The 21,825-nt window shown below is 72.5% G+C and carries 13 protein-coding genes; 2 read left to right on the top strand and 11 right to left on the bottom strand.

The genetic code is table 11. The annotated features are described in order from the left end of the window. Nucleotides 1-56 precede the first annotated feature (56 nt). From IPG72_12015 to IPG72_11980, 8 genes are all read right to left on the bottom strand, one after another. On the bottom strand, nucleotides 57-1,454 hold the full coding sequence (locus IPG72_12015; GenBank protein MBK6769713.1) for a trypsin-like peptidase domain-containing protein: 1,398 nt from the start codon (nucleotides 1,452-1,454) through the stop codon (nucleotides 57-59). 115 nt (nucleotides 1,455-1,569) lie between these two features. Beyond that, entirely contained in the window at nucleotides 1,570-3,291 is a 1,722-nt protein-coding gene (locus IPG72_12010; protein ID MBK6769712.1) for a HAMP domain-containing histidine kinase, read from the bottom strand. Next, complete coding sequence (locus IPG72_12005) at nucleotides 3,288-3,977, bottom strand: response regulator transcription factor (protein MBK6769711.1); 690 nt, start codon at nucleotides 3,975-3,977, stop codon at nucleotides 3,288-3,290. Before IPG72_12005 ends, IPG72_12010 begins: the two co-directional genes overlap by 4 nt. A 185-nt stretch (nucleotides 3,978-4,162) precedes the next feature. Then, entirely contained in the window at nucleotides 4,163-5,356 is a 1,194-nt protein-coding gene (locus IPG72_12000; GenBank protein MBK6769710.1) for a glycosyltransferase family 4 protein, read from the bottom strand. A gap of 53 nt (nucleotides 5,357-5,409) precedes the next feature. Next, entirely contained in the window at nucleotides 5,410-6,699 is a 1,290-nt protein-coding gene (locus tag IPG72_11995) for a flippase-like domain-containing protein (GenBank protein MBK6769709.1), read from the bottom strand. Next, nucleotides 6,696-8,231, bottom strand: coding sequence for an O-antigen ligase family protein (locus tag IPG72_11990; GenBank protein MBK6769708.1), 1,536 nt, complete (start codon nucleotides 8,229-8,231; stop codon nucleotides 6,696-6,698). The genes IPG72_11995 and IPG72_11990 overlap by 4 nt, the downstream gene beginning before the upstream one ends. A 25-nt stretch (nucleotides 8,232-8,256) precedes the next feature. Beyond that, nucleotides 8,257-9,210, bottom strand: a complete 954-nt coding sequence (locus IPG72_11985) for an SDR family oxidoreductase (GenBank protein ID MBK6769707.1) — start codon at nucleotides 9,208-9,210, stop codon at nucleotides 8,257-8,259. A gap of 226 nt (nucleotides 9,211-9,436) precedes the next feature. After that, the gene (locus IPG72_11980; GenBank protein ID MBK6769706.1) at nucleotides 9,437-11,734 is read right to left on the bottom strand and encodes a hypothetical protein; all 2,298 of its coding nucleotides are present in this window, start codon (nucleotides 11,732-11,734) and stop codon (nucleotides 9,437-9,439) included. Nucleotides 11,735-11,896: 162 nt separating this feature from the next. Here IPG72_11980 and IPG72_11975 point away from each other — a divergent pair, with 162 nt between their 5' ends. After that, the gene (locus IPG72_11975) at nucleotides 11,897-13,288 is read left to right on the top strand and encodes an ATP-binding protein (protein ID MBK6769705.1); all 1,392 of its coding nucleotides are present in this window, start codon (nucleotides 11,897-11,899) and stop codon (nucleotides 13,286-13,288) included. On the opposite strand, the gene IPG72_11970 is transcribed toward IPG72_11975, so the two are convergent. The 3 genes from IPG72_11970 to IPG72_11960 form a co-directional block, all read right to left on the bottom strand. After that, on the bottom strand, nucleotides 13,285-15,657 hold the full coding sequence (locus IPG72_11970) for a hypothetical protein (GenBank protein ID MBK6769704.1): 2,373 nt from the start codon (nucleotides 15,655-15,657) through the stop codon (nucleotides 13,285-13,287). The genes IPG72_11975 and IPG72_11970 overlap by 4 nt on opposite strands. A gap of 156 nt (nucleotides 15,658-15,813) precedes the next feature. Further along, on the bottom strand, nucleotides 15,814-18,081 hold the full coding sequence (locus IPG72_11965) for a hypothetical protein (protein MBK6769703.1): 2,268 nt from the start codon (nucleotides 18,079-18,081) through the stop codon (nucleotides 15,814-15,816). A 77-nt stretch (nucleotides 18,082-18,158) separates the two neighbouring features. Further along, nucleotides 18,159-20,516 carry a hypothetical protein gene (locus tag IPG72_11960; protein ID MBK6769702.1) on the bottom strand — a complete coding sequence of 786 codons (2,358 nt, stop codon included), beginning with the start codon at nucleotides 20,514-20,516 and terminating at the stop codon, nucleotides 18,159-18,161. A 127-nt stretch (nucleotides 20,517-20,643) separates the two neighbouring features. On the opposite strand from IPG72_11960, the gene IPG72_11955 reads away from it, so the two are divergent. Further along, nucleotides 20,644-21,813: a hypothetical protein gene (locus IPG72_11955; GenBank protein MBK6769701.1), complete on the top strand. Its 1,170-nt coding sequence runs from the start codon at nucleotides 20,644-20,646 to the stop codon at nucleotides 21,811-21,813. Nucleotides 21,814-21,825: the final 12 nt, after the last annotated feature.

Raw genomic sequence — 21,825 nt, 5'->3', positions numbered from 1 at the left:
GGAAACAGGGTGCCGCAGGAACTCCGCGGGGCGTTCGACCATCCGCCCCGACGCGCTCAATTCGTCGGCTGCACCGCCGCTTCGCACCGATCCAGCACGAGCGAGGTTTCGACGAGCTGTCCGCCGCGGTCGATCGTCAGCGTCACGCTGTCGCCGGCGCGGTAGCGCCACAGGACGTCGCGCAGGCCGCGGTCGAGGTTCAGGTCCACCTTGTCGACGGCGATGATCACGTCCCCCTCGCGCATGCCGGCCAACGCGCCGGTGCCGGCGGCGTTCGGGACGCCGGAGACGTAGGCGCCGGCGGCGCGGGACAGGCTGAGCTCGCGCGCCACCTCGGGATCGAGGGGGGCGAACGTGATGCCGAGGCAGCCGCGGGGCTGATTGTCGATCCACTCGTCGGCCAGCGCGTTCACGACGTTGCTCGGGATCGCGAAGCCGAAGCCCTCGACGTCGGATTGGCCCTCGCGGCGCACGATGAGCGTGTTCAGGCCGACGATCTGACCGCGCAGGTCGATCAGCGGGCCGCCCGAGTTGCCGGAGTTGATGGCCGCGTCCGTCTGGATGAGCGGGGCGCCGTTCACGTCGCGCTCTTCCAGCGTGTAGCCCCACGGGCCGGCGGAGCGCGGCGCGAGGTCCTTCACCCGGCGGTTCAGCCCGGCGATGATCCCGCTCGTCACGCTGTTCTGGTAGTCCGTGCCCAGCGGGCTGCCGATGGCGATGACCGCCATCCCGGGCTCGAGCGCCGCCGAATCGGCCAGCGGGGCGACGGCCGGCAGCACGGTCCCGTCGGCCACTTTCAGGATCGCGACGTCGTAGTTCGTGTCCAGGTTGACGAGCGTGGCGGCCGCGCGCTGGCCGTTGATCAGCACGATCTCGAGCGACCGCGCGCCGTCCACGACGTGGGCGTTGGTGGCCACGTATCCGCGGGCGTCGAAGATCACGCCCGAGCCGCTGGACGCCGGCGCCAGCTGGGCCGGTGCGTTCCAGCTCTGGCGGACGTACTGCATGTTCCAGACGGTGACGACGGCCGGCCGCGTCGCGCGCACCGCCTGCAGGAGCGTGCCCTCGCCGGTCTCGGTGTTGGCTGCCGGCTCCGCAAGCCAGACGTCGCCGTTGCCCGCCACGGCCGCAGGTGCCGGCGTCGACCCGTCGCGTGCATCCAACCAGAGCGCCGTCGCCGCCCCGCCGATCGCGCCGCCGATGATCGTCATGGCCACCAGCGCGCTCACGCCGAGCACGACGCCAAGGCCGAGGATGCGCCGTCGGCGCGGCCGGGCGGGCGGCGGGATGCGGGATGCGGCGGCATCGATCGGCGTCCAGGCCGCCGGGGGCGTGGCTGTCGGTGTGGCTGTCGGTGTGGCTGTCGGTGTGGCGGGGGGCGTGGCGGGGGTTGTCGTCGTCAGGGCCGTCGAATCCGACGCCGGCGAATCGTCCGACCAGTCGTAGGGGTTCATGGAGTCCTCCAATCGCACCGAACGTGCGTGCGGTTGACGATAGGCGGTGCGGATGAGAAGGCGATAGGCGCAGGCTGAACGTCGGCGCTGAGGCGGGCCTGGCGCGCGGGAATGATCAGCCCCCGGCCGGCAGCCGGACGCTGAACGTCGTCCCCGTGCCCGGCGCGCTCTCGACGGCCACGCTGCCGCCGTGGGCTTGGGCGATGGACTGGACGATCGCGAGGCCGAGGCCGGTGCCGCCGGAGGCGCGGGCGCGGGCCTTGTCGGCGCGGAAGAAGCGGTCCCAGATGTGGAGGAGGTCGGCTTCCGGGATGCCGGGGCCGTTGTCCGCCACGGTCACGACGACGTCCCGGCCGGCGGGGCGCAGGCCGAGGCGGACCATCGTGCCGGCGGGCGTGTGGGTGAGGGCGTTCATCATGAGGTTGAGGACGAGCTGCTTCAGCCGGTCCGGATCGCCGATGACGACCGCCGGCTGGTCGATGTCGAGCTCGACGCGGTGGCTGCCGCGCGACAGCATGCACGCTTGCTGGTAGACGTCGAGCAGCAGGCCGTCGACCGAGACCGGCCGCGCGTCCTTCACGACCGGCACGCCGGAGTCGGCGCGGGCGAGCATGAGGAGGTCGTCGATCATCCGGCTCATCCGCTCGGCCTCGGCTTGGACGGCCTTGAGCGCGTCGGGGTCCGTGATGCCGGTGCGGCTCATGAGTTCGACCTCGCCGCGGATCGTCGTGAGCGGTGTGCGGAGCTCGTGCGAGACGTCGGCCAGGAAGCGCCGCTGGCGATCGAACATCCCCTCGATCCGGTCGAGCATGAGGTTGATCGTCACCGCCAGCCGGCCGAGCTCGTCCTCGGCGCCCGTGCTGGCGATCCGCCGGCCGAGGTCCTGCTCGCGGTTGATCCGGTCCGCGGTCCGCTGGATCCGCCCGATCGGGGCGATGGCGGTCTGGGCCAGCGCGGCGCCGATCAAGAGCGAGAGCATCGTCGCGAACAGCGTGCCGAGGACGAGCATTCGCCGCAGCTGCGCCAGGGCGCGGTTGTGCGGCGTCAGCGACGTGAGGATCTGGATGTAGGCCACCGGCTCGGCCCGTCCCCGCACGCGGTCGACCTGCATGATGATCGGCCGGCTGAAGATGTACATCGACTCGGTGTCGAACTGGGCGATGCGCGCGTCGTGGCCGACCTGGGCGATGCGGTGGCGGACGTCGAGCGGGATGAGCTGCGTCCCGCGCTCGATCGCATCGTCCTTGTCCGGTTCGATGAGCAGCCCCTCGCCCGCCGGCGGTCGGCTCGCCCGTGCGCTTTGGCGCGAGGAGTAGATCTGCTGCCCATTCGCCCAGAACAACTGGAAGTCGAGCCCGGGCAGCCGGAGCTCGTCCAGCTTTTCGCCGACGCTCTGGCTCCGCGCGGCGCGGAGGACGAGGTCGCGCAGCTCCGGCGACATCTCCGTGCCGGCCGCCTGCGCCACGGCCGCGCTGATCGCCTGCGCGCGATACAGCGCGCCGCCGATCTGCTCGTTGGCGAAGTCGGCGCCGCTGCGGCTGGCGCTCTGGATGTCGGCGATCGCGCGCTGGGCGAAGTAGTAGTACGCGCCCATGCTGAACGAGCTGAGCATGAGGAAGACGACGATGGTGAACGTCAGCGTCAGCCGCCAGCGCAGGGACGACAGCACGCCGCGCACGAAGGACAGCGACGGCAGCGTGATGCGAACGAAGGTGCGGCGGGCGGCAGCGTCCGTCGCCGTCGCGCCAACGGTCGCGACTGCGCCGCCGCCCGAGCCCCCCGCGAGCCGACCCCCCGCGCAGCACGTCCCCGCCAAGGCCGGATCGGCCACGGTCACGTCGGCTCCCGCAGGACGTAGCCGACGCCGCGAGCGGTGTGGATCAGGCGCGTGAGCTCGTCGTCCTCGAGCTTCATCCGCAGGTAGCGGACGTAGACCTCGATGATGTTGCTCTCGCCACCGAAGTCGTAGCCCCAGACGTCGTCGAAGATCTGGTCGCGGGTCAGTACCTGGCGGGGGTGGCGCATGAAGAGGTGAAGGAGGTCGTACTCCTTGGCCGTCAGGTCGATGACCTTGGCCCCGCGCCGGGCTTGGCGCGTGCCGGTGTCGAGCTCGAGGTCCATGAACTTGATCACCTCGGGCGTCGTCGACGTCGGCGCCTTGACGGCCCGCCGAAGGAGCGCCCGGACGCGGGCCAGGAGCTCCTCGAACGCGAACGGCTTGGCGAGGTAGTCGTCCGCCCCGGCGTCCAGGCCGGCCACTCGGTCGCCGATGGCGTCCTTGGCGGTGAGCATGAGGATCGGGACGTCGCCGGCGGCGCGGAGGCGGCGGCAGACCTCCATGCCGTCCATCTCGGGCAGCATGAGGTCCAGGATGACCATCTCCGGCATCCGCTCGCGCGCCTTGGCCAGTCCGTCCGTGCCGGTGTGCGCCACGTCGGCCTCGTAGCCCTCGAAGATCAGGCCGCGGCGGAGCATGTTGGCGATGCGCTCGTCGTCCTCGACGATCAGGATGTGGTCGGGCATGGGAGAGGCCTCTTGTGGGGCGGGCGAAAGGCGCAGGTTGGTTCCTGCGCCGGGCGCTGACAGGGGGAGGATAGGCGCACGACGTGAGTTCGTCATTAATACCACGACAGGGAACGTACAGGGATGTGCGGCAGCGCAAACGCATGCTGCCGATGCCCGGGGCCGAGGCCCCGGGTGCCGCTCGCTCAGTCGACCACCGCCCGATACGCCCCCACCGCCGCCTCCGCCCCCCCCGCCCACGTGAACCCCGCCGCCCGCACCGGCCCCGCCGCCGCCAGCCGCGCCCGCAGCGCCGCGTCGCCGACGAGTGCCCGCAGCGCCGCCGCCCAGCCCTCCACGTCGCCCGCAGGCACGTGGAGCGCCGCGTCGCCCGTCACCTCCGGCAGGCAGCTCGCATCGCTCACCGCCGTCGGAACGCCGCACGCCATCGCCTCGAGCGGCGGCAGGCCGAAGCCCTCGTAGCGACTCGGGAAGGCAAAGGCGTCCGCGCCGCGGTAGAGCGCCGGCAGGTCGTCGTCGGCCACGAAGCCGAGGAGCCGGACGTCGACTCCCGCCGCACGGGCCGCCGAAGCCGCCGCCACCGTCCCCTCCGTCCGCCAGCCGAGGCCGCCGGCGAGGACGAGGGCCCGGTCGCCGGAGTCGCCCGTCGCACCGCCGCCCGCGAACGCCGTGCCGAAGGCGGCGATGAGCGTCGGCCAGTCCTTGCGCGGCTCGATCGTCCCGACGCCGAGGACGTACGGCTTGTCGATCCCCAAGCGGGCACGAATGCCGGCGTCGGCGCGGTCGACCCTCGGCCGGAAGGCCGCGTCGACGCCGGCATACGCCACACTGACCCGCTCGGGCGGCACGTCGAGGAGGTCGATCACGTCGTCCCGCGTCCAGGCCGAGTCCGCCAGGACGTGGGCGGCACGGCGGGCGGCGCGCGGGACGGTGCGGCGCAGGAAGCGGGCCAGGGACGGTTCGGCGAGGTCGGGGTGGCGCAGGAAGCTCAGATCGTGGATCGTCACGACGGTCGGTGCACCGGGACGGGGCGGAGCAAGGTAGTCCGTCGCATGAAACACATCGATCCCCCCACCACCCCCGCCGTCGCCCCATCGCCCCATCCCAACCCCCCCCGGCACCCCCACCCGATGCCACAACAACGTCACCCACCGCGCGCCGATCCGCATCGACCGCACATCCCGCGCCTCCGCGCCCACGAGCGCCGCCGCCGCCGCCCGCCCCGCATCGTCCAGCCTGTCGGCGACGAACCACACGACGTCGACGTCCCCGCGCACCGCAATCGCCCGCCCGAGTTCGCGCGCGTAGCGGCCGATGCCGGCGCGCTGGCGGACGGCGGGGGTGAGGTCGTAGGCGACGCGGAGGAGGCGGGGGTTCATCGGGTGAGGTGAGGATTTCGCGGGGTGAGGGAGGGCAGGCACGAGGCCTGCCCCTACCGGGTCTTGTTGCTGACGACGAACACGATCATTCCGCCCACCAATAAGCTCAAGTAACTGATCGCCCGATACAACACCGTCAACGCGATCGCCGGCCCGGCGGCGAAGCCCTTCAGCTCGATCGCGGCCTTCAGGATGCCCTCGAAGCCGAGGGCGCCCGGTGTGGCCGGGATGGCGGTGAGGAACGCTTGCAGCAGGCTGAAGAACAGGACGAGCGGCACCGGCAGCGGCACCGCCAGCGCGCGGCTGACGCACCAGAACGCGGCGCCCTCGCACAGCCAGGCGCCGGCGCTCAGCCCGAGCAGCGGCCCGAAGCGGCCGAACGACAGCACGAGGCCGTGCGCGAACGTGGTGTAGGCCGTCCCGAGGCGCTCGAACCGGCGCGGGATCCAGCGCTCCACGTGGACGCCGAAGCGGGCGAAGCCGACGAGGCCGCCGACGAGGAGGACGACGCCGACACCGCCGACGACGAAGAGCTCGGCCAGCACGCAGCCCAGGTCCGTCACGTCCAGCCCGTGCCGGAAGCACGCCGCCACATCGCCGTGCGTGCTCTTGGCGACGACGTCGCCGTACGTCAGGATGCCGGCCGTGACCATCAGGACGACGAGGACGATCAGGTCGAGCGCCCGCTCGGCGACGATCGTGCCCATGCCGCGCGACCAGCCGCCGCCGGCAGGGACGCCGACGTGGATTGGGCCGCCCGAACCACGGGCCGCATCCCGCGAAACGAGCGCCCGCGACGTGCGCCCGTACAGCCAGCCGCGGTAGACGTCACCCAGCTTGGCCGGCACGAGCGTGTTCACGAACCATGAGAGGTAGATGATCTCGACGAGGTCGCGCAGCCGCGGGATGTGCTCCGGCCGCTCGCCGGCGTTGCCGAGCAGGATCCGCCAGCGGAGCGCGCGCAGTGGGAAGCTGGCGTAGTAGACGGCCAGCGCCGTCACGAACCACATCGGCCGCACGGACCGCAGCATCGCGCCGGCCTTGGCCAGCTCGCCCTGGTCCTGGCGCTGCAGCGTGAACCACACGAGGCCGCCCGCAACGGCGAACGACAGCAGCGTGCGCGGGCTTGCCAGGCGGCGCCAGAGCGACGGCGGGCGGGTGGACGGCGGGTCGGCGGGGGTGTGGGCGGCGTGCTCGGCGGCGTCGATCGCGGCTTCGGCGGCGGCTGCTTCGGCGAGGTCGTCGGGGTGGAGGTGGCCGAGGACGTCGAGGACGTCGAGGATCTCGTTGGGGTCGGGCTCGGGGGTAGGGTGGGTGTCGACGTCGTGGGACGGCGGGTTCATCGCGTCTCGCCTCCGGGTTCCCACGTCCGCGCCGCCAACGTCAGCCCGATCAACACCCCCAAGAGCACCGTCATATCGTGCACCCAAAGCAAGTCGAACAGGCTGTGCACCGCCACCGCCGTCAAGCTGCCGGCCGCGGCCAGGCCGAGCGCGCCCTCGAGCGCGTTGTGCGGCGCAACGGCGGCCCGCACGGCCAGGGCGAGGGCGGCGGCCATGAGCGCGACGTTCGCCAGCAGGCCGAGCAGGCCGGTCTCGGCGAGCGTGTTCAGGTAGGCGTTGTGGGCGTGGCCCAGATCGTACGGCCAGCGGGGCAGGCGGTAGGCCTGGTAGCGGAGCGCAAAGTGCCCGGGGCCTTGCCCGAGCCACGGCCGGTCGGCCCACATCCGCGTCGCGGCGTCCCAGTGCGCCAGGCGCTCGATCGTCGAGAAGTTGGCGCCGGTGACGTCGGCGCGCGCCAGGTCGAGCCTGTCGGCGCCGTTGGACGCGGCGCCGGCGCCGGCGGCGCCGGTGATCGTTGCGACGCGGTTCGCAACGGAGGCCGGGATGCCTGGCGCGACGCCGAAGGTGAACGCCGCGACGAGCGTCGTGACGGCGATGTAGGGCAGGACGACGGCAAAGGCATCGCGGGGCCGCCGCAGGCCGGCAGCGCAGCGCAGCACCGCCATCGCGCCGCCCCCGGCGACGGCGGCGAGCCACGCGCCGCGCGACCACGACAGGCCGAGGCCGGCCAGGCAGGCGGCGGCCGCCAGCGCGGCGATCGGCAGCGCCAGGTGGTGGCCGGGCGCGAGCGGCAACCGCCCGCCGCGCGCATCGCGCCGCGGCCACAACCGTTCGGCGATGAGCGCGACCCCGAGCGGCCAGATGAGGTTCATGTAGCCGCCGAACGGGTTGGGCTGGCCGAAGTTGCCGAAGGCGCGCGACCGGCCGCCGGCCAGCCCGAAGGCGTCGGGGCCGATGCCGGCCAGCGCGAGGCGGCTGCCGTACGCGGCCTCGGCGGCGCCGCTGGCCAGGATCGCCAGGACGACGACGACGCCCCAGCGGCGTCCGCGCGCCCCGCGGAGCGTACCGGCGACGGCGACGGCGGCGCCGAAGACGCCCCAGCGCACGATCTCGAGGGCGGCCGTCGTGGGCGACGGCGCGTGCAAGGCGCTGGCGGCGAGCACCGTCAGCCAAGCCGCCGTCATGCCCGCGATGAAGACGACGCCCGGGGCCGGTTTCGGTCGGCGCCGCGTCGCCAGGTGGCCGAGCGCGACGCCGCCGATGGCCAGCGCGATGAGCGGTGTCGGGGGCGTGAGCGCGGCGCCGCCGAGGGGCAGCGCCATGCGTGGGCCGAACGGGACGAGCGCGACGGCGGCGGCCAGCGCGAGGGCGGGGGCGCGGGTCATCGCGAGGAGGGCGGCGACTGAGAGGGCGGCGGCGAGGAGGGGGGCGAGGTCGCGAATGGGGAGCCAGGCGAGGGCGGCGGACAGCGACGTCGCCAGACCGAGCGGCCAAGCACGCACGGCCGCCCGCCTAAGGGCGGTGGTCGTCACGCGACTCGATTCGGCGGCGATCACGCTAGCGGCCGGCCCGCTGGATCTCGCTGGCGAACCACGCCACCGTCCGTGCCAGCCCGTCGTCCAGGCTGATGGTCGGCTGCCAGCCGAGGAGCGTCGTGGCGCGCGTGATGTCGGGGCAGCGGCGGGACGGATCGCCGGTGCGCTCGGTGGGCAGCGGCAGGAGGGCGACGCCGGCCGGGTTGCCGGTATGGGCGTTGATCCGCTGGGCGAACTCGAGCACGGTGAGCTCGAGCGGGTTGCCGATGTTCACCGGCCCGGTCACGTCGCTGGCCATGAGGCGGACGATGCCGTCGACCAGATCGTCGACATAACAGAAGGACCGCGTTTGCTGGCCGTCGCCGAAGGCCGTCAGCGGTTCGCCCTTGAGCGACTGGCCGACGAAGTTCGGGACGACGCGGCCGTCGTCCAGGCGCATCCGCGGGCCGTAGGTGTTGAAGATGCGGACGATCCGGATCGGCACGCCGTGCATCCGGTGATAGGCCATCGTGATCGCCTCGGCGAAGCGCTTGGCCTCGTCGTAGGCGCCGCGCGGGCCGAGCGTGTCGACGTTGCCGTGGTAGTCCTCGGTCTGCGGGTGGACGTCGGGGTCGCCGTAGATCTCGCTCGTCGAGGCCAGCAGGAAGCGCGCGCCTTTGGCCCGGGCCATGCCGAGCGCGTGGTAGGTGCCGAGGCTGTTCACCTTGAGGATCTGGATCGGCAGCCGCAGGAAGTCGATCGGGCTGGCGGGCGAGGCGAGGTGAGCGATCGCGTCCACCGGACCGTCGATGGTCAGAGGGCGCGAGATGTCGTGCTCGATGAACGCCAGCCGCGGGTGATCCGCCACGCTCTCGAGGTTGCGAAGGCTGCCGGTGATCAGGTTGTCGACGACGACGACTTCGTCGCCCGCCGCCAGATAGCGTTCGACGAGGTGCGAGCCGACGAATCCGGCGCCGCCGGTGATGACGATGCGCATGAGGTGCGTTTCCTCCAGCGGCCGGCAAGGTGGGCGGCACAGGGGCGGTTCGGGGGCGATTCAGGGGTTGGAGGAGTGTAAGGGGTGGGGTGGGGGTGGGTCAAAAGGCGGGGGCTGGTGTTGGCCGACGGCCGAAGGCCCTCACCCCCTGACCCCCTCCCCCAAACCGGGGGGAGGGAGAGGATGCTTTGCCGGGAAGGACGATGGGGGGAGATTGCCGCTGTGTTCAGGGGGTGGTCGGCCGGGCGGGTTGGCGGGTGATCTGGCGCGTGTCGAACGTCCAGACGGTGGAGCCCGGGTCGCCGACGAATGCGGACGATTCGCGCCACGTGACGGGCTCGGGCGCCGGCCAGTAGTGGCACGTGGCACTCGGCGGACACTGCCACGGACGAAACGCCAAGCGATGCTGGGCGATGACCTGCGGCGCCGACGGCGTGCTGACGTCGAGGACCGTCAGGCCGCCGACCAAGAGGAAGGGCCATTGAAGGGCAAGGCCGCTCGGCATGAAGTCCATGGTGGCGCCGACCTTCGTGAGCGACCGTCCGCCAACGAGCGCATAGGCGGCGAGACCGTCCCAGGTCGAGACGAACACATGCCCTTGACCGGCGGCGATGCTGACCGGATCCTGTTCCAGCGGCAGTCGGTCGACGACGAATGGGCGCGCTGCGTCGGAGGTGTCGATCGCGGCGAGCATAAGGTAGCGTTCCGGGTCGAGCGACAGGCGGCGCTCTTCGACGGCGATGAACAGCATCGTGCCGTCGAAGGCTAGGTGGGTGGAGCTGATCGCCACGGTGCCGGTGACCGTCCGCTGTGCCGGGTCGAGGGCATCAAAGATCTGGATCGCCTCGTCGAACGCAGCCGCGAAACGGGTCCTGCTCGCGGCGAAGCGCCACGCGCCTTCGGGCAGGGCGTTCGGCCACACTCGGACGGCCGGCTGCGCGCGTTCGTCGAACGTGTAGATCCGTCCGCCGACCTCGGTCATCAGCCGCTGGCCGTCGGTTGTCACCGGAGCCGACATATTGGCTGCGACAAACTCGGCCGCACGTGTCGCTGAGGCAAGGCGGCGCTCGACATCGGCCTCCTTGAGCTTCCACCACGTGTCGTCCGGCATCCAGCGCTGCAACTCGCCGTCCTGCGAGTACGCGAGCCCGTCGACCGGGCGACCGTCGAAGCGCGCCGGGCAGGCGGTGTGGAAGTCGTTGAACGGCACATGCGTCGTGAGGCGGGGATGGTCGACGTCCGAGAGGTCGAAATCGTCCATACCGTGCAGGCCCGGCACGCACGCCAGCGGACTGTCGACGACCGCATGCGCGCCCGGGCGCATGTACCAGGTGTAGTCGCCGGACAGCGGCGACGTCGGCCGCGGGACCGCCGTCGGCCATCCCGGCCCCCGCGGCGTCGCGGTCGCGGGCGCGCTGTTGGCGATGGCGACGGGCGCCGATGGGTCGTCGAGTGCGAATACGTCGACGATGCCCGGGCTGAGCACGACGGCCCGCCCGGATATGAGGTGAACGTCGATCGCCGGGCGGGCGAAGCGCGCCGGTTGGCCCATGCGTGGCGCGGCGGGATCGCGCAGGTCGATGGCGGTGAGGGAGGCGGACGCGTCCGCGAGGGCCGGGTTTTGCACCCGGAGGTCGTCGTGACGCGCCAGGATGTACATCGTTCTGCCGTCCACGGCGGCTCCGACGAGCGTGCCACTGAGCGGCATCAGCGCGTGCAGCTTTGGCGCGTGGGGATCAGAAGTGTCGACGGTGGCCAAGACGTCATGGCGGGGACCCGTGCCTGCGTCGTTCGATTCCAGCGATCCGTCCGGTCCGCCCGGTCCTTCCGATCCGGTGACGACGACGATGTCACCGTCGAGCGCGATGAGAGCCGACTCGCCGTTGGCGGTCGCCCGGCCGGTGCCGATCGGCAGCTGCACGACGCTCAGCACGCGGATCGCACGCTCGTCCGCGGCATCCAGCGTCACCAACCAGGCCGGCATGGCAGCGCCGTCGCGCACGGTGCGGTCCCAGTCGACGAGGCCGTACAGGCGGTCGCCATGCACCGCCATGTTCGCGAGGCCGCCTGGCAGGAGCGTCGGGCCGTCGGGGCCGATCGGGCCGGCATCGAACGTCGCCGCGGACGCAGGGTCGCTCAGGTCGATGACCTGCAGGCGCTGGTCGCGGTGGACGAAGGCGCGGCGGCCGTCGACGAGCACGTTGCCTGGCTCCCGTCCGACGCGGTCGATCAGGCGCAGGCCGTCCGGCGAGAGGTCGCCGGGGGGCGGCGGGGCGAGCGGGATGAGGGGGAGGCGCTCGGCGGGAGTCCATGCGGCGGGGGGCGGGATGGGCGGGGAGAGCGAGGGGAGCGGCGAAGGCGAAGGCGTGGCGGGCGACAGTGACGCGGACGACGTTGGTGCGGCGGTGGCGGGGATCGTGCGGCCGGCGGTGGCGAGTGGCGGCACGGTGGGCGCGGGGCGCGGGGCGCAGGAGAGGGTGGACAGGCACAGCGCCAGGGCGGTGGGGGCGAGGCGAAGTTGCATCGCACGTTCCGAGTGCGGGCACGATCTGTCGTTCGGGGGCATGGGGAGAGCGGCGCTGCAGGATGCGTGCCGACGACAGGGCGACGCCGCGTGGTGCGCTCACGGCATTGAAATATGGGCGTCCCTGATTATCATAATCGTGTTTATCTAAAGGAGAGCCTCGTGTTCCTCGACCGTGAGCAAGAGCTGGCATTGCTGGAGCAGTGTTACTCGTCCGAAGTGGCCGAGCTGTTTGTTCTCTACGGCCGGCGTCGTGTCGGCAAGACGGAGTTGCTCGGGCGGTTCTGCGAGGGCAAGCGATACGTCTTCTATGTCGCCGACCAGGATGCCGAGCCGCGGCTGAGGGCCGGGCTGTCAGCCGAGGTCAACACGCGACTGTTGGGAGAGGCGGCGGCGAGCGCAGTGTATCCGACGTGGGAGGCGTTGTTTCGGCTGCTGGCATCACACGCGCAGCACGAACCGCTGGTGGTCGTCCTCGACGAGTTTACGTACCTGTTGGCAGCCCATCCGCCGCTGGCGTCCATTCTCCAGCGGTTGTGGGACAGCGAGCTTCGGCACACGCGCCTCAAGCTCGTTCTCTGCGGCTCCCATATCGGCATGATGGAGTCGGAAGTCCTCGGCTATCAAGCGCCGCTCTACGGCCGCCGCACCGGCCAAGCGCTCCTCGAACCCCTGGGCTTCCATGACGCGCGCGCCTTCTGCCCGTCGTACTCTGCCGAGGACCAGGTTCGGGCGTTCGCGGTGTTCGGAGGCACGCCGGCGTATCTGACGGCGGCCCAATTGACGGCCCCGCTGGTCGAGACGATTCAGAGCCGGGTGCTGCAGCGAGGGACGTTCTTCTACGACGAGGTGCGCTTCCTGTTGCAGCAGGAGCTGCGCGAGCCGCGGAACTACTTCGCGGTGCTCGAAGCGATTGCCGGGGGTCGGACGCGGCAGAACGAGATCAAGCAGGCGACCGGCATCGACGGGGTCAGCGCCTACCTGGGCACACTGCAGGAGCTTAAGCTCGTCGAGCGCATCGTCCCGGTAACCGAGACACAGCCGCACAAGAGCCGTCGCGGTATCTACCGCCTGCGTGACCCGTTCTTCCGCTTCTGGCTCCGGTTCGTCCACGCCAACCGCACGCTCCTCGAGCGCGGCGGCGCACAGGTGGTTCTCGAGACCAAGGTCGTGCCGCAACTCGATGCGTTCACCGGCCCGGCGTTCGAGCAGGTCTGCGAACAGTTCGTCTGGCGGCTTGGCCTGAGCGGGCGGCTGCCGCTCGTGCCTGAACGTGTCGGCGGGTGGTGGGGCGGTGACGCCGAGATCGACCTGATCGCCCTTGGAGGCGATTCGGCGATGGCATTCGAGTGCAGGTGGAGCAGCCGGCCGGTCGGCACGGACATATTGGCACGCCTGGAAGCACGCACTACAGCGCTCGCCGGGGTCGGCGACAGGGCGGCCGTGTGGTACGGGCTGTGCTCGCGGAGCGGCTTTACGGCCGGTGTGCGGGCGGTGGTGCGGGAGCGGTCGGACGTGCGGCTGTTCGACTTGGCGGCGATCGTCGCGGGTTAGTCGCCCGCCTGCCTGTCTACCCACGGCAGCGCCACCCACGCCTCCCCCCGCGGCCTCCGCCACGCCAGCGGCGGCTCGAAGACCATCACCCCGTTGGTGTCGGATGCCACGTACACCCGCCCGCCCCGCACGGCGACGGTGTCCCGCTCGCCGGCCGACCCGGCGTCGAGCAGGCCGACGATGCGCGGCGCGGACGGGTCGTGCGCGTCGACGACGACGACGCATCCGCGACCGTCCGCGAGGCACCCGGACGTCCCGGCGTAGACAAAGCCGTCGTGTTCGGTCAGGTTGTTGACCGTGCCAACGATCGGTAGCTGGGCGAGGACGCGCAGCGTGCTCCGGTCGTCGATGGCGACGACGGTCAGCCGTGAGTGACCGACCTCGGGCCATTCCGTCCAGTCCAGCGCTGCGCCGACGAACGCGACACGGTCGGTGGCGGCGACGACCAAGCGGTTGGGCTCATTCGAGCAAGCGCCGAGATCGAGCTTGCTCTCCAGCCGCGGTTGCCGCGAATCGGCCAGGTTCCAGAGCGACAGCCGCTTCGTCGTGCACCGGGCGGACGGAGCGGACGGCGCGGAGCCGACCGCGACGAAGCGCTCGCCGACGGTGACGCCGTCCAGAAGTCGCATGTCGATCGGGACCGACGTGCCCGCGCGGCTGGGCGGATCGTCCACGCCGGAAAGCACCGGCGCCGGGCCCTCGCCGAAGACTCCGGAAGGACCGTGGACAATCGATGGGCCGCTGTTCGTCGTCAGCAGACGCGCGAACCGCCCACCGCCGAACACTGCACGCGGCCGAGGCGTTGTCGGATCCGTGACATCGATCACCTCGGCCTCGTGGACATCCGGCTGCCCGGGATCGGTTGCCTGTCTGCCACGGCCAATGGCCGCCATTCCGCCCGCAACGTGCAGCGAATAGCGCTGGTGCCGGCCATCGACAAGGCGTCCCGCGACGGGCGGGTTGAGCGGTGTGTCGAGCGACAGCATCGTGAGGCCGCCCACGACGGTCGCGGCGTAGAGCATGCCGTCGTCGAAGTCTTCCCGCACGGCGATCGTGGTCGTCCAGCCGAGTTGTGCCAATTGGCCGACGACGTCGGCGGCGCCCTCCGCCGCGGTCATCGCGCGCGTGTCGAGCACGGTGATGTCCCCGCTGGCCTCAGCCATGACGGCGTGCGGTCCGACGAGCGCCGCCGCCTGGGCCCAGATGTCGAAGAAGTGGCTCGGTCGCCGCCCGCGCGCGTCGGGGGGCGCATCGACGGCGGTCAGCCGGTTGCCCCGCCGGTCGTGCTCATCGAACGTTGTCAGAAAGGGCGATCCAGCCGCATCGACGAGGAAGGGGGCGACATCGACGGGCCCGCACGTGGAGTCGCCGCTCTCGGCAGCCGACCAGCGCCGGACCTCGCGCGGCGATTCGGGCACGGAGACGTCGAGCGCGACGATCCCGCCGCGGTAGCCGTGGCCGTAGAGCATCCCGTCGACATCGGCGCCCGGCCCGTCGGCAAGGCGGCACCACGCCGCATCGGCGATTACCTGGACAGCGGTCGGCGCTGCGGGGTCGGTCAGGCGCAGCAGGTGCAGCAAGTAGCGGTCGGTCGGGTCCGCTTCCGAGCGGGTGTGGCGGACCGTCACGGCCAGCACGTCCCCCTTGACCTGGACGTCGACGACGTCGTCCGCGCCGGAAACGACGTCGTCGTTCACCAAACGAGGCTGCTGCGGGTCGCGGATGTCGACGGCGACGAGACGGAATCGTCGGATGAACGTGTCCGGATCCGTCGTATCCCGCAGCGCGTAGGCATGGCCGTGTCCGATCGCGACGCTGACCATCGTCCCGGGCAGCGACAAGCCACCGACGACCTGCGGCGCTGTCGGCTCGTGCAGGTCAAGGACGTGAAACGTGTCGTCCGTGGTGGCCCTCGCCCATCCCAACGCAACGCCGGTCGTGCCCTGAACGGCCATCCCGGTCACGGCGCCGGCCATCAGCGCCGTCCGCCCGACAACGGTCGGCGCCGCGGGGTCGCTTACGTCGAGTGCCGCCACCCGCGGCCCGATACCGACCCAAACGATGCCGCGCTCGGTGTCGGCGGCCATCGCCTGAATGCCGCCGCCGAACTGGCCGACGGGCGCGGCGATCCATGGCGCGTCCGCTGCAACGTCCGATTCAACGTTCGCTGCGACGTTCGCTGCGACGTCCGCTGGGACGTCCGCTGCGGCGTCCGATGCGACGCTGGCGTGGCTGCGCGGGCCGGGCGGGGCTTCAGGCGTGGCGTCGGCCGGGATGACGGCGCAGCCAGGTGCGGCAAGCGCGAGGATGAAGACGCTGACGACAATGGCGGTGTGCGGAGCGAGCGTGGAGGGACGGCGCGAGGGCATGCGATGGAACTCCCGTTTGAGGCGGCTCGCGTTGGCGGCGATGCTGTTGGACCGGTGCTGGCAGATCCTACGACAGAAACGGCATCGAAGTCTCGGCCGCCTGAAGTTGTGGGTGCGCGCCGGACGGTTCAACGGTCATCCGTCGCAACGGCAACATCAACGCATCGCGTGCACGCCCACCCACGGCAGCGCCACCCACGCCTCCCCCCGCGGCCTCCGCCACGCCAGCGGCGGCTCGAAGACCCAGACGCCCGATTGACCCGCCGACACGTAGACCCGCCCGCCGGCCACCGCCAAGCTGCCCGTGCCGGGCAGCGACCCGACGACGGCCGGTGCCGACGGGTCGCGCGCGTCGACGGCGACCACGGACGGGCTCCCGTCTAGGGCGCGGCCGCCGCTGGCGAAGACGTAGCCGTCGCGAACGGCGAGGGTCGTGACGGTGCCGCTGAGCGCCAGTTGGGCGACGATGCGCGGCGCCGAAGGGCCGCTCAGCGCGACGATCGTCAGCTGCGACCGCCCGACACCGGGCGGCATCGGCGCCTCCAGCACGGTGCTGACGTAGGCGACGTCGCCGGCGGCCGCGACGACGACCTCCTTGGGCGCCATGTCGCACGGTCCGAGGTCGATCTCGCCCTCCAAGCGCGCCGTGTTCGCGTCCGACAGCGCCCAGACGGCGAGCCGCTTCACGGAGCACCCGCCCGTCGCGGGGATCCGCGGGTGCGTGCCGACGGCGACGAAGCGGCCGCCGACCGTCGCGCCGTCGAACAGCCGCATGTCGAGCGGGACCGGGACGTCGGCGCGCCCCGGCGGATCGCCGAGGGGCGACGCGACCGGCGCGCTGGCAGGGCCTGTGCTGCCGGATCGGCCGTGGACGACCCAGTCGCCGGCCGGCGTCGTCCAGATGCGGGCGAAGCGTCCGTCGCGGAAGGCGCCGCGGAGCCGCGGCGCGGTCGGGTCCGTCGCGTCCACCACCTCGGATTCGTCCACGAACGGCACGCGCTGACCGATCGCCAGGCCCGTGCGGCCGGCGACCACCCAGCGTCCGGCGACATGCAGCGCGCTGCGTGACAAGCCGTCGACGAAGCGCCCGGTGACCGGCGGGTCGAGCGGCCGGCCGTGCGGCCGGTCGAGCGACAGGACCGAGATCCCGCCGTGCCCGAGGGCTGCGTAGAGCCGCCCGTCGTCCCGGTCCTGCCGTGTCGCGATCGCGCTCGCGCCGCCGAGGAGCGGCAGCGTGCCGACGACCTCGACGGCGCCGTCGCCGACGGCCAGCGCCCGGGTGTCGATGACGGTGACGTCGCCGCTGTCATCGGCGATGAGCGCGTGCGGTCCGACGAGGGCGGCGGCCGCCGGTCCGACGGCGAGCCGGTGGATCGGCCGGCGGGCAGCCGCGTCGGCGGGGGGACCGATGGCGGTGAGCAGGCCGCCCTTGAGGTTGTACGCGTCGTGCGTGGCCAGATAGGGCAGTCCGTGCTCGTCGACGAGGAACAGCGGCTGGATTCCCTTGCCGCAGCCCCACGCACCGACGCTCGCGTCCGGCCAGCGCCGGACCTCGCGCGGCGTGGCCGCAACACTGACGTCGAGGGCCACGATGCCGCCGCCGTCCCCGTAGCCGTACACGATCCCGGTGCGATCGGCGCCCGGCCGCTCGCCGAGCCGGCACCAGGCCTCGTCGACGATCCTGGCGGCGGGCGCAGGGTTCGCCGGGTCGGCGAGATCGAACACGTGGAGGACCTTGCGCCACGCGGCGCTCTGCGGCGGCTGGAGGGGCTCCGACGCGGTCACCACCAGCGCCTGCCCGACCACCTGCACGTCGATGACGTCGAACGGCGCGGGCACGACGTCGGCGTGGACGACGTGCGGGGCGGCCGGATCGCGCACATCGACGGCGGCGACCGTGTTGCGGTACTGATTCCCTTCGGCCTGCGGGTCGTACGTCTCGCGCACGACGTAGGCGATGCCGCCGGCGAGGGCGACCGCGTGCGCCGCGCCGTCCAGCGGCAGCCGGGCGACGACGCGTGGAGCGGACGGATCGGACAGGTCGAGCGTGTGGATCGCCTCTTCGTCCGGCCGATCGGATGGGAAGCCGGTCAACGCCACGCCGGCCGGCCCATCGACGGCCAAGGCGGTGACGACGCGATCCAGCCACCCCGACCGCCCGACCACCGCCGGCGCCGCCGGGTCGCGCACGTCGATCGCGACGACGCGCGGTCCCTGGGCCAGCCAGACGATCCCGCCCCGGCCGCCGCGGTCCACCGCCATCGCCGAAATCGTCCCGCCGAACTGGCCGACGGGCGCGGCGGTCCAGGGCGGGGCGGGGCTGTCGGCACGGACGTCAGCGCGGGTCGGCGCGGGTACCGAGGTGATGAGCAGGCACACGCAGAGCGGAAGCGGGCGAAGGAGGCGATGTCGGCGGCGAACCACGGCGCACGCTCCTCGGTGTTCGTTCGGATGCCGTAGACGTTGACACCGCGACATCGTGCTTTCGTTGCATGGCCCCGCTATGGCCGCGACGCCTCCCGCCCCAGCCACGGCAGCCACACCGGCGCCCGATCCACCGGCCGCGCCCAGTCCAACGGCGGTGTGAACACCCACACCCCCGCGTTGTCCGCCGCCACGTACACGTGCCGACCGCGCAGCGCGATCGCGTCGCGCCCGAGGGCGTACGGCGCCATGCCGGCCGGCACCGTCAGCCAGCCGACGACGCGCAGTGCGTCGGGCGTGCCCGTATCGAGAACGACCACGCACGTCGCCGCCGCGTCGCACGACACCGGGCCGGCGAAGGCGTAGCCGTCGGCCATCGCGACGCTGACGACCGTGCCGCTCAGCGCCACGCTGGCGGTCACGCGCGGCGCGGCACCCGAGACGTCGACGCGGGAGACGAGGGACGAAGTCGTCAGACCGTCGAACGGGTCGGGCGGGCCGAGCGGCGTGACGACGACGGCCGCGTCGCCATCGAGTGCGACATGCGGCAGGCCGTCCGAGTAGGCGGCGGGCGGGACGTCGAGCGCGGCGGAGAGGCGGCGGGCGGGCGCGGCCGGATTCGTCAGGTCGATGACCTCGATCCAGAGGCCCGACTGCGGGTCGTCGGGCGGCGTCCATTCGCGGCCGACGGCCGCCAGGCGCTGGCCGTGGATGTCGATGTCCACCACGGATTGCTGCAGATCGAGCGTGCCCGACGGCACGTCGGCGACGCTCGGTTCCTGCTCGGTCGCGCTGGCCGGGGTCAGGGCGTAGACGGCCAGCGCGGCGCCGGGGGCGGGTTCGCCCTGTCCGCCGCGGCGCGCGCCGGCCACGACCGCAAAGTCGCGGCCGGCGGCGTGGAGCAGGCGGCCGATCTGGCCGTCGTACAGCCGGCCGATGTGCGCAGGTTCCTCCGGGCGCCCCAGCGCGAAGACATCGAGCGCCCGCGTCAGCGCGTCACCCTCGCCCTCGTAGGACGTCAGCGCCCAGTCGCCGGCCACGTCCAGCGACGACCGGTAGCTGGCGCTCCGCCAGCCGCCGATGAGCGGCGGATGCGTCGGGTGGGCCAGCGACAGCGTCCGCAGCCCGCCCTCCCACGAAGCGGTGTAGGCGTGCGCGTCGTCGGCGTCGTCGCGGAAGGCGAGCGCCACGGCGTCGCCCGGCAGCGCCAGCCGGCCGACGGTCGGGTCCGTCCCGCGCGCCGTGGACGCCAGGCGCATGTCGAGGACGCGCACGTCGCCCCCGACGTCGGCGAAGACGACGTGCTCACCGACGACCGCCGCGCCGCCGGCCGGGCGGACGAGCAGCGACAGGGCCGTCGCCACCTGGCCGCCTGCGCCGACAGAGGCGATGTAGCCGCCGCCGAAGCCGCCCGGCGAGACCATCGACACCGCGCCGCCCTCGCCCACGAGCAGCCGCAGGCAGTCATGGCACCACGTCGAGCCGTCCCAACGCCGGACTTCGCGCGGCTCGGACGGGTTCGAGATGTCGAGCGCCAGCCCGCCGCTGCCCTGGCCGTACACGATCGCGCGCGGCGCCGGGCCGGCCTCCCGCGCGAGCACGCGCCAGGCGGGGTTCTCGTGCTCGGTCAGCAGTGTCGGCGGCGCGTCGCCCGCCTGCCGGTAGAGGAGGAGCGAGGTGATGATCCCGACGGAATCGTCCGTCCCGCTGGCCACCGTTACGGCCAGCACGTCGCCGATGACGACGACGTCCGTCACTTCCAGCGGCGGCGGCACGATGTCGTCGACGACGATGCGCGGGGCGTCGGGCTGGCGGATGTCGATCATGCTCAAGCCGGTGTGGGTGGTCAGGCTGCCGTCTTCGGGCAGCGTCGCGGTGAACGTGCGGACCACGAACGCGATGCCGCCGCGCAGCGCCACGGCGGTGCGGTTGCCGAACACGCCGGGCAGCGGGACGGTGCCGACGATCGTCGGAGTTGCCGGGTCGGCGACATCGAGCACGACCAGTCGACCGGGGGTGCCGACAGTCAGTCCACCAGCGTTATCGGCGCCGCTCGTGATCGCCACCGCCCGCCCGCCGTCGATCGCCAGCCCCGTCACCAAGCCGTCCAGCCACGCCGAACGACCCCCCAGCCGAGGCGCCGCCGGATCGGCCACGTTCAGCGCCAGCACGCGCGGCCCCTGCCCCAGCCAGACCGTCGAACGGTCGTCGCCAGCGGCCATCACGGCCACGCGGCCGCCGAACTGGTCGACGGGCGCGTCGATCCACGTCGGGTCGACGGCTTGGGCGCGGGCGGTGGGTGGGTGGGTGGCGGGGCGGGCGAGGGGCACGAGGAAGGTGGCGACGGCGATAAGGGCGAAGAGGGCGAGGGCGGCGGTCTTGACGACCGCGGTGGAACGGAGAGTTGTCATCGACGCGCGGGGCGGGCGGATCATCGGGCGGCTCCTCGCGGGCGGTCGGCTGGGGCAGGACGATATGCCAGGCAATCGCATCCGACAACGTTAGAATGCTTGCGGCGTCGACGCCGCACCCGAACGTCACGACGAATCAGAGGATCTCTCGATGCGCCCACCGATGCCCCCCGCCGGACCGGCCCCCGTCCTCACCCTCGCCGGCGCCCCGCGCGCCATCGGCCGGGCGCACGGCGCCGCGCTGGCCGGGGCGATCCGCCACTTCGCCGCCGAACGCGTCGCGCTGGCCGGCGACCCGCTGTGGTCGGGGCGGACGATGTCGCGCGCGGCCGTGCTGGCGGTGGCCGAAGCGTGCGTGCCGGCGCATCGCGCGTACGCGGCCGACCTCTTCGCCGAACTCGAGGGCATGGCGGAGGCGACGGGGCTGTCGGTGGCGGAGCTGATCGTCGCCGGCGGGTTCACGGACTTCACGGACACGTTGTTCAACCTCGAGGCGGGTGATGCGGATCGTCGTTCGACGGCCACAACAGATGCCTCGACGGCGCCCCGCGCGCCGATGCCGCCTACGGCGACCCCCCGCCCGATCGACGACTGCACCGCCTGCCTCGTGCCCGCCGGCGCGACGGACGACGGCGCGGCGCTCTACGCGCAGACGTGGGACATGCACGCCACGGCGGCCGAGCACGTCGTGTTGCTGGACATCGCACCCGACGACGGGCCGCGGGCGCTCGTCTTCACGTCCGCCGGCTGCCTCGGGATGATCGGCCTGAATGCGGCCGGCGTCGTCGTCGGGATCAACAACCTGGCGGGGGCGGACGGGCGGATCGGCGTGACGTGGCCGTTCGTCGTGCGCCGGGCGCTGCAGGCATCGTCCGCCGCCGGCGCGCTGCGTTGCATCACGGAGGCGCCGCTCGCCGGTGCGCACAACTACCTGGTCCTCGACGCCGCCGGCGACGGCTACAACGTCGAGGCCTTCCCGAGCGCGTGCCACGTCACGCCCCTGGCCGCCTCCCCGCTCGTCCACACGAACCACTGCCTCGCCCCGTCGACGCGGGCGGTGATGCAGATCCGCCCGTCCGACCTCCAAGCGGCCTCGGAAGCCCGCCTCGCCCGCGCCGACGACATGCTCGCCACGCGCCCGATCACCGTCGATGCCCTCATCGCCCTCACCCGCGACCCCGACGCGATCTGCGTGCGCCCCAAGCCCCCCAAGGACGTCGCCACGTGCGGCGCCGTCGTCGCGCGGCCGGCGACGGGGGAGATGTGGGCGATTCGGGGGTTGCCGAGCGAGGGGGAGTATGGGCGGTTCACGGTACCGTAGCACCGAACGACA

Source organism: Candidatus Avedoeria danica, assembly GCA_016703025.1.
In the GTDB taxonomy this organism is placed as follows: domain Bacteria; phylum Chloroflexota; class Anaerolineae; order Epilineales; family Epilineaceae; genus Avedoeria; species Avedoeria danica.
The sequence above is the reverse complement of the archived record's forward strand: the minus strand, read 5'-3'. Positions and strand labels throughout refer to the sequence as shown.